14 protein-coding genes are annotated in these 12,758 nt (G+C 68.1%); 5 read left to right on the top strand and 9 right to left on the bottom strand.

The genetic code is table 11. The features are described from left to right. Window positions 1-168 precede the first annotated feature (168 nt). From ACPEES_RS07875 to ccmB, 5 genes are all read left to right on the top strand, one after another. Window positions 169-666 carry a GFA family protein gene (locus ACPEES_RS07875; protein ID WP_435102803.1) on the top strand — a complete coding sequence of 166 codons (498 nt, stop codon included), beginning with the start codon at window positions 169-171 and terminating at the stop codon, window positions 664-666. A 261-nt stretch (window positions 667-927) separates the two neighbouring features. After that, the gene (locus tag ACPEES_RS07870) at window positions 928-1,683 is read left to right on the top strand and encodes a sulfite exporter TauE/SafE family protein (RefSeq protein ID WP_435102801.1); all 756 of its coding nucleotides are present in this window, start codon (window positions 928-930) and stop codon (window positions 1,681-1,683) included. 2 nt (window positions 1,684-1,685) lie between these two features. After that, complete coding sequence (locus tag ACPEES_RS07865) at window positions 1,686-2,885, top strand: MFS transporter (protein WP_435102799.1); 1,200 nt, start codon at window positions 1,686-1,688, stop codon at window positions 2,883-2,885. A gap of 281 nt (window positions 2,886-3,166) precedes the next feature. Next, the gene (gene ccmA / locus ACPEES_RS07860) at window positions 3,167-3,781 is read left to right on the top strand and encodes a cytochrome c biogenesis heme-transporting ATPase CcmA (protein ID WP_435102797.1); all 615 of its coding nucleotides are present in this window, start codon (window positions 3,167-3,169) and stop codon (window positions 3,779-3,781) included. Next, the gene (ccmB, locus tag ACPEES_RS07855; RefSeq protein WP_435102794.1) at window positions 3,774-4,457 is read left to right on the top strand and encodes a heme exporter protein CcmB; all 684 of its coding nucleotides are present in this window, start codon (window positions 3,774-3,776) and stop codon (window positions 4,455-4,457) included. Before ccmA ends, ccmB begins: the two co-directional genes overlap by 8 nt. Window positions 4,458-4,617: 160 nt before the next feature. On the opposite strand, the gene ACPEES_RS07850 is transcribed toward ccmB, so the two are convergent. The 9 genes from ACPEES_RS07850 to ACPEES_RS07810 all read right to left on the bottom strand — a co-directional run bounded on the left by ACPEES_RS07850 (window position 4,618) and on the right by ACPEES_RS07810 (window position 12,442). Then, on the bottom strand, window positions 4,618-5,478 hold the full coding sequence (locus ACPEES_RS07850; protein ID WP_435102791.1) for an AEC family transporter: 861 nt from the start codon (window positions 5,476-5,478) through the stop codon (window positions 4,618-4,620). Window positions 5,479-5,508: 30 nt separating this feature from the next. Beyond that, window positions 5,509-6,729 (bottom strand): c-type cytochrome biogenesis protein CcmI, encoded by a 1,221-nt coding sequence (ccmI, locus tag ACPEES_RS07845; RefSeq protein ID WP_435102789.1) that lies wholly within the window; start codon window positions 6,727-6,729, stop codon window positions 5,509-5,511. Next, the gene (locus tag ACPEES_RS07840) at window positions 6,726-7,217 is read right to left on the bottom strand and encodes a cytochrome c-type biogenesis protein (protein ID WP_435102787.1); all 492 of its coding nucleotides are present in this window, start codon (window positions 7,215-7,217) and stop codon (window positions 6,726-6,728) included. Before ACPEES_RS07840 ends, ccmI begins: the two co-directional genes overlap by 4 nt. After that, window positions 7,214-7,747: a DsbE family thiol:disulfide interchange protein gene (locus tag ACPEES_RS07835; protein WP_435102785.1), complete on the bottom strand. Its 534-nt coding sequence runs from the start codon at window positions 7,745-7,747 to the stop codon at window positions 7,214-7,216. The genes ACPEES_RS07840 and ACPEES_RS07835 overlap by 4 nt, the downstream gene beginning before the upstream one ends. Then, window positions 7,744-9,723, bottom strand: a complete 1,980-nt coding sequence (locus tag ACPEES_RS07830; RefSeq protein ID WP_435102783.1) for a heme lyase CcmF/NrfE family subunit — start codon at window positions 9,721-9,723, stop codon at window positions 7,744-7,746. The genes ACPEES_RS07835 and ACPEES_RS07830 overlap by 4 nt, the downstream gene beginning before the upstream one ends. Next, window positions 9,720-10,187 carry a cytochrome c maturation protein CcmE gene (ccmE, locus tag ACPEES_RS07825; protein WP_435102781.1) on the bottom strand — a complete coding sequence of 156 codons (468 nt, stop codon included), beginning with the start codon at window positions 10,185-10,187 and terminating at the stop codon, window positions 9,720-9,722. The genes ACPEES_RS07830 and ccmE overlap by 4 nt, the downstream gene beginning before the upstream one ends. Next, a complete protein-coding gene (ccmD, locus tag ACPEES_RS07820; RefSeq protein ID WP_435102779.1) occupies window positions 10,184-10,333 on the bottom strand; it encodes a heme exporter protein CcmD in 150 nt (49 codons plus the stop codon). The genes ccmE and ccmD overlap by 4 nt, the downstream gene beginning before the upstream one ends. Continuing rightward, window positions 10,330-11,073, bottom strand: a complete 744-nt coding sequence (locus tag ACPEES_RS07815; protein ID WP_435102777.1) for a heme ABC transporter permease — start codon at window positions 11,071-11,073, stop codon at window positions 10,330-10,332. Before ACPEES_RS07815 ends, ccmD begins: the two co-directional genes overlap by 4 nt. A gap of 412 nt (window positions 11,074-11,485) precedes the next feature. Next, window positions 11,486-12,442, bottom strand: a complete 957-nt coding sequence (locus tag ACPEES_RS07810) for a cation diffusion facilitator family transporter (protein WP_435102775.1) — start codon at window positions 12,440-12,442, stop codon at window positions 11,486-11,488. Window positions 12,443-12,758: the final 316 nt, after the last annotated feature.

Raw genomic sequence — 12,758 nt, 5'->3', positions numbered from 1 at the left:
GCGCCTGTCCACGACGCCGGACGGCGTTGTGCAGGCTGATGCACCGTCGACCGAACCGCCCAAGACGTCGCGGCCACCTGCCTGGGCGTACACAACGCTGCTACAGTCCGGTTTGCTGCCCTGGGACAGCGGCAGAAAACGTGGGTGGATAGAAGAGGAGTCATCGCCGTGCCACAGTCGGTCGTCTATCCGCTTTACGGTGGCTGTGACTGCGGTCGCGTCCGCTATCGACTGGAAACCCCGCCGCTTTTCGTTCACTGCTGCCACTGCCGGTGGTGCCAGCGCGAGAGCGGCGCGGCATTCGCCGTGAATGCCCTGATCGAGGCGGACCGGGTGGTTTCCCTGGACGACACGCCGGAGATCGTCATCACGCCGTCGGCCAGTGGCAGGGGGCAGCGAATCGCGCGGTGCCCATACTGCCGTATCGCCGTGTGGAGCAACTACGCCGGCTCCGGCGACCGGATCCGCTTCGTTCGCGTGGGAAGTCTGGATGAGCCGGACCATCTGCCACCCGATATCCATATCTTCACGGCATACAAGCAGCGCTGGGTCCCCCTGCCCGCGGACGTTCCGGCCGTGGCCGAGTATTATGACCGTGACCACTACTGGCCCGCAGAGAGCCTCGCGCGCCGCGACGCCGTGATGGCGGAAGACACTGCGCGCTGAAACCGTACGGACGTCAGCCCGCCGGCGATTGATTCCCGCCGGCTGGCCCATCGCGCGCCGATGCATTCACCAGGGCCGGGCCCCGGAGTGGCCACCGCGCCAATGAATCCCGCAGGCCGTTCGGTTACTATCGGCGTTCCGCGCCGACCCATGATCCTATATGACCGTGCTTATCGACATTCCGACCACCGCGGACGCCGACGCCCCTTCCCGGCACGCAGCCACCACGACCGAGAGGTCGCACGGGCCGGTGCGCGAGCCATGATCACGGATCCGTTCTTCTACGCCATCGCCGCGGTGGCAGTGCTCATCGTGGGCATCTCCAAGGGTGGATTCGGTGGCGGTCTCGGTGTCGTGGGGGTACCGCTGATGTCGCTCGCGATACCGCCGCTGCAGGCAGCGGCCATCCTGTTGCCGATACTCTGCGTCATGGACCTCGTGGGTCTCTGGGCGTTTCGCGGCCGGGTCGATGCCCGTAACCTGCGCATCATCCTGCCGGGGGCGGCGCTCGGCATCGTCATCGCCACCTTCACCTTCGGCTACGTGAGCGAAGCGGCCATCCGCGTGGGTCTGGGGCTCATTGCCGTGATCTTCGGTGCCCTGTATTACTTGACCCCCGCGCCACCGGCGCGCCCGGCAAACCGCCTGCGTGGTAGCATCTGGTCGGCGGTATCCGGGTTCACCAGCTTCGTCGCCCACGCCGGGGGGCCGCCGCTGAACTTCTATCTGCTGCCCCAGCGCCTCGACCGCACGCTCTACGCCGGCACGACCATCGTGTTCTTCGCCGTGGTCAACTATCTCAAGCTGGTTCCGTACGCCCTGCTCGGCGAGTTCGACGTCACCAACCTCACAAGTGCCGCAATCCTGCTCCCGCTCGCCCCGGTTGGCGTGCTCCTGGGCGCGTGGATGCATCATCGGGTTTCGCAATCCGTGTTCTACGCGCTGTGCTACGGATTTCTCATTATCACGGGCATGCGCCTGCTCTGGGTGGGTGGCCGCGGCATGCTGGGCGCCTAGCGATGTCAGGTTCCTATCGGCGCCAGATCGGACTGCTCTCGCTGGCCCAGGCCGTGCTGTTGACCAGCTCGTCGTTGTTCATCACGGCCGCAGCGCTTGTGGGAGAACTGCTCGCGCCCACGCCCGCGCTCGCGACGCTGCCGGTGGCGCTGCAGTTTCTCACCATGATGGCCGGCGGCGTGGGCATGTCGCTGCTCATGGGACGTATCGGACGGCGCGCCGGCTTCCTCACCGGTCTCGCCTGCGCCACCGCAGGTGCGGGGCTCGCCACCATGGCGATTCTCGCCGACGACTTCGTGGCGTTCTGTCTGGCGTCGATGCTGCTCGGCCTGTTCAATTCGAGCGGCCAGTATTATCGATTCGCCGCCGCGGAAGTCGCCCCGGAGCGTTACCGCGCCCGTGCCATCTCCCTGGTCCTCGCTGGCGGCGTTGCCGCCGCCTTCATCGGCCCCAATCTGGCCACGGCAACGCGGACGCTGCTCGAGCGTCCGTTCGCCGCGAGCTTCGCCGCGCTGCTCGCGGTCTACGCCGTCGGGTTCGCCGCGGTTGCCTGCATGCGCCTGCCCGACGTCCGCACCCGCACGGCGGACGGCGAGGCACGGCCGTTCAGCGCAATCGCCCGCCAGCCGGTGTTCGTGGTAGCCGTGGTCTGTGCCGTGGTGGGCTGGTGCGCGATGAACTTCGTCATGTCGGCGACCCCACTTGCCATGCGTCACCACGACCACACCATGGCGAGTACGGCGTTCGTCATCCAGAGCCACGTGCTCGGGATGTTCGCACCATCGTTCGTCACCGGCCACCTCATCCATCGCTTGGGATTGATGCGTGTTCTGTGGGCCGGAGTCGTGCTGCTAGCCGGTGCCGTCACGATCAACTTGTCGGGCACCAGTGTCACTCACTTCTGGATCGGCCTGGTATTCCTCGGTGTCGGCTGGAACTTCCTTTTCATCGGCGGTACCGACCTGCTCACCTATGCTTACCGACCCGCCGAGCGGGCCCGCGTACAGGCGGTGAACGAATTCCTGATCTTCAGCTCAGTGACCGGCGCGAGCCTCGCCTCGGGCGCCGTGGAAACGGGATTGGGCTGGGCGGCGGTCAATCTGCTGCCAGTGCCGCTACTCGCGCTCGCCGCAAGCGCCCTGCTCTGGCTCGGCCGCCGCCGGGTCACCAGCCCCGCCCCGGCGATGGGTGGCAGTGCTTGAGGCGAGCCCCATGGGCCGGCAATCGCCCTGGCAAGGCCAACGGCACCGCTGCAAGCGGCCCCGACCAGCATGGCGGCCTCTCCTCCTGCACGTACCGTGCGCCGACCACACCGGCCGGGCAACCAGGACTTTTCCGGCCGAACCGGGCAAACATCAATGCAACACGGGCTTGCCGTCGACACCGTGGAAGAGTGAAGTGGTACCCTTTCGGCGCCACTGGTCACGCTCCGGGGCCTGCGCAGGCATGACCCCATAATCGCGCACGCAGCAGAACGACAACCGTGCTGGAAGCCACCGATCTCATCATCTCCCGCGGCGAACGGCTGCTCATCGACGAACTCGACGTCCGGGTCAACGCCGGCGAAGTGCTACACGTCACCGGCCCCAATGGCAGCGGCAAGACCACGCTGCTGCGCACACTCGCCGGCCTGACCCTCCCGGAAGAAGGGACCGTGTGCTGGCATGGCGAGAACATTCGACGCGACGGCGGCACGTTTCGTGCGGCACTGCTGTGGGTCGGACACCAGCCCGGTATCAAGCTCGAGCTGACCCCGACCGAGAACCTGCGGGTTTTCGCCCACCTGCACGGCAGCCCGTCGCTGGCACCGGAAGAGGCACTTACCCGCATCGGCCTCGGCGAACGGCTGACACTACCGTGCCGTCACCTCTCCGCCGGCCAGCGTCGGCGCGTAGCCCTTGCCCGGTTGCTGTGCGAGCCCGCGGAGGCGTGGATCCTGGACGAGCCGTTCACCGCGCTGGATCGCAGCGCCGTGGCAGCCCTGGAGGCGCGGCTGGCGGAACACGCCGGCGCTGGCGGCATCACCGTGCTCACTTCGCACCAACCCGTGCAGCTCGACGGCCTCACCGTGCGCCACCTGGAGCTCGGCAATGGGTGACTTTCCACTGTTCGGCGCGTTTTTCGCCGTCCTGCGCCGCGATCTCGCGCTCGCCCTCCGCGCCCCCGGAGAGCTCGCCAACCCGGTGATATTCTTTCTGATGATCGCCTCGCTGTTCCCCCTCGGGGTGAGCGCGGCACCGGAGACGCTCCGCCAGATCGCCCCGGGCGTCATCTGGGTGGCGGCGCTGCTGGCCTCGCTCATCTCCATGGAGCAGCTGTTCCGTGGGGACTTCGAAGACGGCACGCTCGAGCAGTTCGCCCTGGCCCCCCAACCGCTCGCCTGGCTCGTCCTCGCCAAGCTCCTCGCGCACTGGCTGGTGACCGGTCTGCCGCTGGTGCTCGTATCGCCGCTGCTCGCACTGTTCATGAACTATCCGTGGACGGCAGTGCCACAGCTCATGGCGGGACTCGCCCTGGGCACACCGGTGCTCGGCGCGCTCGGGGCGGTGGGCCTGGCACTCACCGTGGGCGTACGCCGCGGCGGCCTGCTGCTCGCGCTGCTGGTGCTGCCGCTGTACATCCCCGTGCTCATATTCGGGGCAGGCTCCGCCGACGCCGCTGCGAGCGGCCTGCCGGTCATCGGTCAGCTCGAGCTCCTCGGCGCCATGAGCGTGCTCGCGCTCACCCTGGCCCCCATCGCCGCCGCCGCGGGGTTGCGCATCAGCCTGGACTGAAGCGGGGGATCCGAGCAGAAAGTTGAACGCGTCGTGTTTCCAGCGCGATCAGCCACTGCGGGGCCTCGACCGACGGGCGCACGGTAGGCTTCGGCCTTGGGTCGCCCCCATGACATGGCCGCGCGAAACTCGAAACGTTCAACTCGGGACTCGGAGCTCGTCAGATCGCAGTCACGAACGCCCACGCTGCGATACCGGCCCCCGAGACCAGCGTCGAGGCCCCCACCAACGCGGCGGGGGCGGCGAGGTCGTGACCCAGCGCGCGGCTCAAGGCGACGACGTTGGCGGCCACGGGCAGCAGGCACAGCAAGGCGAGCGCCTGCCACTCCACGGATGAAAAGACGCCCCGAAGCAGCCACAGCGCGCCCACACCCACGACGACGGAAGCGGCGAGCCGGCTGACCGAAAACACCACCGCATCAAGCCACCCCGCGCGCGGCACGCGCGCCAGGCCGATACCGATGAGCGCCATACCGAGCACCGACATCACCTCCCGGGCGGCGACGATCATCGGCTCGAATGCCGCCCACGGCAGCATCCCGAAGTGCCGGTCCACGAGTCCCAGCGCGAACGCATAAAGTGGCGGCAATGCGAGCACCCGGCGCATACCGCCGATAACGCCCTCCCCGGCGAGCGCGCCGAGACAGACGCTGTTGCCGAATAGCAGCCCACCCATGTAAGCCGATGCCATGACGGGTACGGCCGGCGGGCCAAGCAGCAGATGAGCGAGCGGTATGCCGAGCCAGCCGATGTTGTAGTACGCGAATGCCGCGAACCGAAGGGACGGGCGAACGCGCAGCGGCAACATCAGGCCCACCACGCCCATGACGGTGGATAGCGCGACGGCGAAGCCGAGGATCTTGGCCACGCTGCCCTGCCAAGTCGCAATGGCGTGCACGATCACCACGGGCACAAATACGAAGAGCAGCAGTCGCGCGATGGGGACATCGAGTCGCCGGAAGCGGCGCCCGAGCAACGCCGCCACCGGGATCACACCTAGCACCGCGACGAACTCGATCATGTGAACGTCCCTGTTGGATGCCGGTCGTGACTAGCGGCGCCGGTCGATCACCAGCTCCACGGCCCCCTCGGCATTCACCGTGATCGGGCCGATCTGCCCTTCCAGGTCCCCTGGCGACGGGGTCGGCTGCCCGGAGCGCGAGACACGGGCGATGAGCTCGACTTCCTCGACGTCCGCCAGCGATCGGCCCGCCATCGCCATGGAATCGTCCAGTGTCACGCGGGTGGGGAGGTCCCCCAGTGTGAGACGCTGGGCGGCAACGGGCATGGGGGGCCCGTTTGGCACGCGCGCGAACACGAACACCGTGGTGTCCGCCGGCAGGTCGGTAGCCAGTGCGTCATCCACACGGACACGCACCGCGACCCGTGCCGCGGGATCGGCATCCGCCCCCGATCCACTCGCGCCGCCACCGAGCTGCTCGATGGCGGTGGACAGACGCTGGGCGGCCTCGCTGCCCTGCGGCATCTCCGTGAGCAACCGCTGCCACAGCGCTCGCGCACGGGCGGTGTCACCCGCCTGGGCAGCGGCCAGACCACCGAACCACAACGCATCCGGGTAAGCCGGAGCACGCTCCAGGGCGCGCTCCAGCAATTTTCGCGCCTCACCGGTGAAACGCCCCTGGTCGGCCAGAGCCAGCGCCCGCGCCCGGTCTACCAGCAGCACCGGCTCTTCGCCGGTTCGCGCCATGATGCGATCAAGCTCCGAGGCGGCCTCGCTCGGTCGATCCAGGACCAGGTAGGCACGCGCGAGCATGCGCGCCGCCTCGACATCCTCCGGACGCTGCTCGACACGCTGTTGCAACTCCGTGAGGTTGTCCTCGATGAACGCCCGGCTGCGCTCGGGGGACTGCTCACCGGCAGCCATCTGCGGCTGTGGCGTCGAGGGCGGCCAGACCGCTTCGGGCCGGCCAACGAGCAGGTACACGCCGACCGCGAACACCGGCACGACCACGCCGGCAACCACGGCCATGGCCCGACCCCCGCCGCGCCCGCGATCCCCTGCCGCCGTCTCGACGCCGTCGAGGAGCTGGCGCTCGAGCTCCTCGCGGGCCTCACGATACTCCGCCTCACTGAGGTTGCCCGCCTCGCGGTCCGCCTCCAGCTCCACGAAGCGGGCACGGTGCGCAGCCAGCTCGGCCTGGCGCTCGCTGACGGCCTCCGCACGGCGCCGGCGCAGCAATGGCGTGACCACGAACGCGACGGCCACCACTGCGGCGACCGCCATTGCCAGAACATAGATGACACCGCTCATTCGCCGCGCTCCCCGGAGTCCGGCTCGTCGCCGCGCAGCAGTCGTTCGGCGCGCTCGTGCTCTGCCTGCGTGAGGCCGGCGGGCTTACCGCGGGCGCGGTGGCGGCGCACGGCGACGATCATCGCTGCTGCTGCGGTGACGATGAGCGCGAACGGGCCGAACCACAGCAACCAGGTGCGCGCATCCACCGGCGGACGGTAGAGAACGAAGTCCCCGTAGCGATCAGTCATGTAGTCGATAATGGCCTCGTCACCCTTTCCGGCCTGGATGAGCTCGTGGACCTTCGCGCGCAGATCCTTGGCGAGGTCCGCGTTGGACTCGGCGATGCTCTGACCCTGGCAGACCAGGCAGCGCAACTGGTGGATGAGTGCGGTGTAACGCTCCCGCTCGACCGGCGTGTCGAACTCGTAGACGGTGCCGGCGGCGAGCACGGCGGTCGCCGTCGCCAGCAGCCATGCCACCATCATGGCGGCGACGAACCGCTTCATGTCCCGGCCTCCTCGCGCAGACGCTCTATACGCGGCAGGATCTCCTCGTCCATGGCCTGCTGGGTGATCGCGCCGATGTGCTTGTAACGAATGGTGCCGCTGGCATCCAGCAGAAACGTTTCGGGAACCCCGTATACGCCCCAATCCAGTCCGATCGCACCATCGCCGTCGAACACACTTGCGGTATACGGATTGCCGTAGCGCTCCAACCAGGCCTTCGCGGCAGGACGCTCATCCTTGTAATTGAGCCCATAGACCGGCACGCCGCGCTCGGAGAGCGCGGATACGTAGGCGTGCTCGTCCAGGCAGGCCGCACACCAGCTCGCCCACACGTTGACCAGCGCGACCTCGCCGCGCAGATCCGCCAGGGTCAGCCGGCTGTCCGGCTGCAACAGGCGCGGGCCGTCGATTGCGGGCGCCGCCTTGCCCACCAGCGGCGAGGGTACCTCCGAGTTGTTCCCGCCGAGGCTGACGTACAGCATCGCGGCAAGGGCCGCGAAGACGGCGAGCGGAATCAGCCCCCATTTCATGCGGCCGCCACCTCACCACCGGCAGCGCGCCGGGTCTGCTGTTCCCGGGCGCGCAGGCGGCGGTAGCGTGGGTCGGTGACGCCGAGCAAACCACCGAGTGCCATCAACATCGCTCCGCCCCAGATCCAGCGCAGCAGCGGCTTGTACTGCACACGCAAGGTCCAGCTGCCATCGGGGAGAGACTCACCCAGCGCCACGAAGAGATCGCGGGTGAGCCCGCCGTCGATGCCGGCCTCGGTCATGACGCTGCCCTGCACCGGATAGCGGCGCTTCTGGGGGTACAGGGTGGTCACCGGCTCTCCGTCGCGGAGAATGGTCACCTCGCCCTCCTTGGCCGTGTAGTTCGGACCCTGCACGTCCCGCACCGCCTCCAACCGCCACGTATAGCCCGCGGCGCTGTGCGCCTCCCCGGGAGCGAGGCGCAGATCCGCCTGCACGTCGAAGTTCCCCACCGCGCTCACGCCGAGCACGAACACCGCGACGCCCATGTGGGCGAGACTCATGCCCCAGAACCCGCGTGGGATGGCGCGCAGTGCCCGCCAGGGATCGCGACGGCCGCGTACCCGTTCGGCGATGGCCTGAACGCTCGCCCAAAGCATCCAGATACCCAGGGCGATGCCGATCACGCCCAACGGATGCAGCCCCCCGAGCCACCACGCCGCGATCACGCCGGCGATGACGGTGGCGAGCAGTCCCCATCGCAGGGTGCGCGCCAGGGAGCTGGTTTCGTGACGTTTCCACCGGATCAGGACACCGACACCCATGAGCGCGAGCAACGGCAGCATCAAGGGAACGAAAACCGTGTCGAAGTACGGCGGCCCCACCGAGATCTTGCCGAGCCCGAGCGCGTCGGTGGCCAGCGGATAGAGAGTGCCGGCGAGCACGGTGGCGGCAGCCACGGTGAGCACGGCGTTGTTGAGCAACAGTGTCGTCTCACGGGAGACGAGGTCGAAGCTGCCGCCGCCGGCCAGCCGCGGCGCCCGCCAGGCGTAGATAGCGAGCGAGCCGCCCACGACGACGGCGAGCAGTGCGAGAATGAACAGCCCCCGCTGTGGATCGGTGGCGAAAGCATGCACGGAATTGAGCACCCCGGAGCGCACCAGGAAGGTACCCAGCAGCGACAGGGAGAAGGCGAAGATCGCCAGCAGCACCGTCCAGCTCCGGAAAGCGCCGCGTTTCTCCGTGACCGCCAGCGAATGGATCAGCGCCGTGCCCACCAGCCAGGGCATGAACGAGGCGTTCTCCACCGGATCCCAGAACCACCAGCCACCCCAGCCGAGCTCGTAGTACGCCCACCAGCTCCCCAGGGTGATGCCGAGGGTAAGAAAGATCCACGCCATGGAGGTCCATGGCCGCGCCCACCGAGCCCACGCTGCATCCAGGCGCCCGCCCAGCAGCGCCGCGATGGCGAAGGCGAATGCCACGGAGAAACCCACGTAGCCCATGTAGAGCATGGGCGGGTGGAAGATCAGGCCCGGATCCTGGAGCAGCGGATTGAGATCCCGTCCGTCACCGGCAGCCGGCAGCAACCGCTCGAAGGGGTTCGAGGTGGCAATGGTGAACAACAGGAAGCCGAACGCCACCGCGCCGAGCACGCCGAGCACCCGCGCGCTGAAGGCCAGCGGCAATTCGCGGCTGAATGCGCCCACGGCCACGGTCCAGCCGCCGAGCACCGTCGCCCACAGCAGCAACGACCCCTCGTGCGCGCCCCACACCGCCGAGAGCCGGTAATACCACGGCAGGGCGCTGTTGGAATTGTTGGCGACGTAGAGTACGGAGAAGTCGTTCGCGTAGAACGACCACGTCAGCATGCCCAACGCCGTCACAAGGAATACGAACTGGCCGGCGGCTATCGGCCGGGCAGCGGCCATCCAGGCGACCTGTCCGCGCCAGGCGCCGAGCAACGGCACCACCGCCTGTGCCAGCGCCAGCGCGAGCGCCAGTGCCAATGCGAACTGTCCAAGCTCGGGAATCATTGCCCGCCTCCTTCGACCGTTCGAGCCGCCTTTGCCTCGGCGGCCTTGGCCGCCTCCATGGACTCCGCCACTTCCGGCGGCATGTAGTTCTCGTCGTGCTTGGCGAGCACCTCGTCGGCGGTGAAGCGCCCCGACTCGGAGAGACGCCCGCGCACGACCACGCCCTGGCCTTCGCGGAAGAGATCCGGCAGCACCCCTTCATAGGTCACCGGAATGACCTTGGCCCCGTCGGTCACGGCGAAGCGCACCTGCACGCCTTCGCCGTGCTCCACACTGTCGTCGGCCACCATCCCGCCCATGCGGAACGGATAGCCGGTGGGCGCTTCGCCGGCAGCCACTTGGCTGGGCGCGTAGAAGTAGAGCATGTTCTCCTGGAACGCCGAGAGCATGAGCGCGACGGCAACGCCCATGCCGGCGACGAGCAGCCCGACCAGGGTCAGACGCTTCTTGCGTGCTGGAGTCATGAACGCCTCCTGCGCGAGAGCTGACGCACGATGACACGACGGCGGCGCAACGGCACCACCAGATTGGCGATCAGGACGACCGCCGCGAGGGCGTATGACGGCCATACGTAGACCGCGTAGCCGCCCATGGCGAGAAACTCCGTCATGCCGACTCCTCCAGGACGACCCGTTCCACCCAGCGGCTGCGGCGCTCGCGCTGGAGCAGCTCGCAGCGTGCTCTGAGCAGCCACACCGCGGCGAAGTAGGCCATAAAGGCGAACGCCATGGTCAGCAGCGGAATCAGCATGGCGGTATCGATCGCCGGCGCATCGAGGCGGGTGACCGTGGGCCCCTGATGCAACGTGTTCCACCACTCCACTGAATAATGAATGATGGGAATGTTCACCACACCCACCAGCGCCAGCACACCCGACGCGCGCGCGGCCTGACGCGGGTCGGGGATGGCGGCATTGAGCGCCATGTAGCCGAGATAGAGGAAAAGCAGGATGAGTTCCGAAGTCAGCCGCGCATCCCACACCCACCACGTGCCCCACATGGGCTTGCCCCACAATGAGCCGGTGGCGAGCGCGAGGAAGGTGAAGGACGCCCCGAGCGGTGCCGCCGCGCGCGCCATCACCTCGGCCACCTTCATTCGCCAGATCAGACCGATGGCCGCAGAGATGGCCATCAGTACGTAGACCATCAGCGACATCCAGGCAGCCGGCACGTGGATGAAGATGATTCGGTAGCTCTCCCCCTGCTGGTAGTCCGGCGGCGCCAGCACGAGCCCGTCGTAGAGGCCGACCGCGAACAGCAGCGCACTCGCCACGCCGAACCAGCGCGCCCAGCGTCCGGCCGTGCGATAGAAGTGCGGGGGTGATCCGAGGCGGTGAAACCAGGCCCACATGGTGCTATCGATTACCTCCGGATGCCGCGCTCGGACATCGGCGCAGGGGTCGTTGTCTGCTCATTCGCTCGTCTCGATCTGTCGCCGCATGCTGGCGGACACCGATGGTGGCAATCGGTGCGCTGACGCGCCCGCGGCGCGCCCCGCTGTTTCTGGAAGAAGGAGCCCTCGATGGCTACGGACCGGGGTAGGTCTGGCCGGCAGCACGCACGGCGCCCGAACACGGTCACTGTCGCGCCGGCTCCGCCGGGCGACCCCCGCGCCAACACCGCCACTGCGGCGGCGTTTGCTGGCGACAATCGGCGCAGGTACATGATTCCACTCGCGGTGCGGCGCCAGTGTGCGAAAATGCACCCGTGCTGTCCAGCGCCTCGCATCCGACCGTCATTCACGCCTGCAGCTCCCTCGCTTGTCACCGACCACCTCCGAGACCGCTGGGTTCCCCGCCACGTCGCGCCGACGTCCCCGGCAGGTCCACCAGCGTCACCTGATACGGCGGTTCCGGCTGGAGTGTGGTGTGATCGATGCCGAACTCCTCGGCGAGCAGCCGTTCCATGGCGGCGAGCTGCTCCGGCCAGCGCTCCAGCGACTGGACCCGCACGTGGGCGGCCAGGGCGTGATTGCCCGAGGCGATCGTCCACACATGCAGGTCGTGCACGTCGAGTACCCCGGGCACGGAGGCCAGTCGCCGCCCCACCTCGGCCAGGCGGATATGGCGCGGCACCCCTTCCATGACCACGTGCACGGCCTCGCGCAGCAAGCGCGAGGTGGACAGCAGGATGAGCGCCGAGATCACCAGCGAGAGGATCGGGTCAATGGGTGTCCAGCCGGTAAGCGTAATCACCAGACCGCTCGCCAGCGCCGCTACCGAGCCCAGCAGATCCCCCATCACATGGAGAATGGCGCCGCGGGTGTTGAGTGTCTGCGCGCCGCCGTGGAGCACTTTCAACACCACCAGGTTGATCACCAAGCCGAGCGCGGCCACGGCGAGCACGGCAACGCCCTGTACCGGTTGCGGCTCGAGCAGACGCTCAATGGCCTCGTAGGCGATCCAGCCCACCACGGCCAGCATGAACACGGCGTTGACCAACGCCCCCACGATCTCCGCACGCTGCAGCCCGAAACTGTGACGGCTGGACGGGGGCGCCGCGCTCAACCGCGCCGCGATAGCGCCGAGACCGAGCGCGGCAGCATCCGTGACCATGTGCCCGGCATCGCCCATGAGCGCGAGGGAGCCGGCGAGCACGCCGGTGACGAGCTCCACCGCCGCGAAGGCAAGGGTGACCAGCAGCCCGATGAGCAACGCGCGGCTGCCACTGCCCCCCTGTTCGTGGCCGCCGTTGGAGTGATCGTGCTGGTGATGATGCATTGAGCCTCCTGGGTTCTCGAATCGCGGGAGCGCAGACGGAAGCTCAAGGGGCTGGAGGCGGCAGCGGCGGGCGCAAACCCCGGCCACGCGAACTCGGTTCATTGTGGCACGGCAACATGGCCGGCGGGGCGGTCGCCGAAACAACCGTGATGCCCAGCAGGCCGGGACCATGCGCCTGGCGGTGACAGCCCGCGACGTGAGCGAGCACGACGGACTCATCGTCCGGCGGCACGCCACCTGCCGCGGCGGCCGCGTGCAGCGCCACCACGATCATCAACAGCCAGCAAATAGGTCGAATCCCACGCCCCATGGAAAC

This window comes from Arhodomonas sp. AD133, assembly GCF_051195215.1.
Lineage (GTDB): Bacteria > Pseudomonadota > Gammaproteobacteria > Nitrococcales > Nitrococcaceae > Arhodomonas.
Note: the sequence above shows the minus strand (reverse complement) of the source record. Positions and strands in the feature narration are given on the sequence as shown.

What these genes read in the sequence shown, in the direction of transcription:
- ccmI (WP_435102789.1), bottom strand. Translation starts at nt 6,729, where the DNA reads ATGAGCGGTGTCATCTATGTTCTGGCAATGGCGGTCGCCGCAGTGGTG.
- ccmD (WP_435102779.1), bottom strand. Translation starts at nt 10,333, where the DNA reads ATGACGGAGTTTCTCGCCATGGGCGGCTACGCGGTCTACGTATGGCCG.
- ACPEES_RS07865 (WP_435102799.1), top strand. Translation starts at nt 1,686, where the DNA reads ATGTCAGGTTCCTATCGGCGCCAGATCGGACTGCTCTCGCTGGCCCAG.
- ACPEES_RS07835 (WP_435102785.1), bottom strand. Translation starts at nt 7,747, where the DNA reads ATGAAATGGGGGCTGATTCCGCTCGCCGTCTTCGCGGCCCTTGCCGCG.
- ACPEES_RS07815 (WP_435102777.1), bottom strand. Translation starts at nt 11,073, where the DNA reads ATGTGGGCCTGGTTTCACCGCCTCGGATCACCCCCGCACTTCTATCGC.
- ACPEES_RS07810 (WP_435102775.1), bottom strand. Translation starts at nt 12,442, where the DNA reads ATGCATCATCACCAGCACGATCACTCCAACGGCGGCCACGAACAGGGG.
- ACPEES_RS07850 (WP_435102791.1), bottom strand. Translation starts at nt 5,478, where the DNA reads ATGATCGAGTTCGTCGCGGTGCTAGGTGTGATCCCGGTGGCGGCGTTG.
- ACPEES_RS07870 (WP_435102801.1), top strand. Translation starts at nt 928, where the DNA reads ATGATCACGGATCCGTTCTTCTACGCCATCGCCGCGGTGGCAGTGCTC.
- ccmB (WP_435102794.1), top strand. Translation starts at nt 3,774, where the DNA reads ATGGGTGACTTTCCACTGTTCGGCGCGTTTTTCGCCGTCCTGCGCCGC.
- ACPEES_RS07840 (WP_435102787.1), bottom strand. Translation starts at nt 7,217, where the DNA reads ATGAAGCGGTTCGTCGCCGCCATGATGGTGGCATGGCTGCTGGCGACG.
- ccmE (WP_435102781.1), bottom strand. Translation starts at nt 10,187, where the DNA reads ATGACTCCAGCACGCAAGAAGCGTCTGACCCTGGTCGGGCTGCTCGTC.
- ACPEES_RS07830 (WP_435102783.1), bottom strand. Translation starts at nt 9,723, where the DNA reads ATGATTCCCGAGCTTGGACAGTTCGCATTGGCACTGGCGCTCGCGCTG.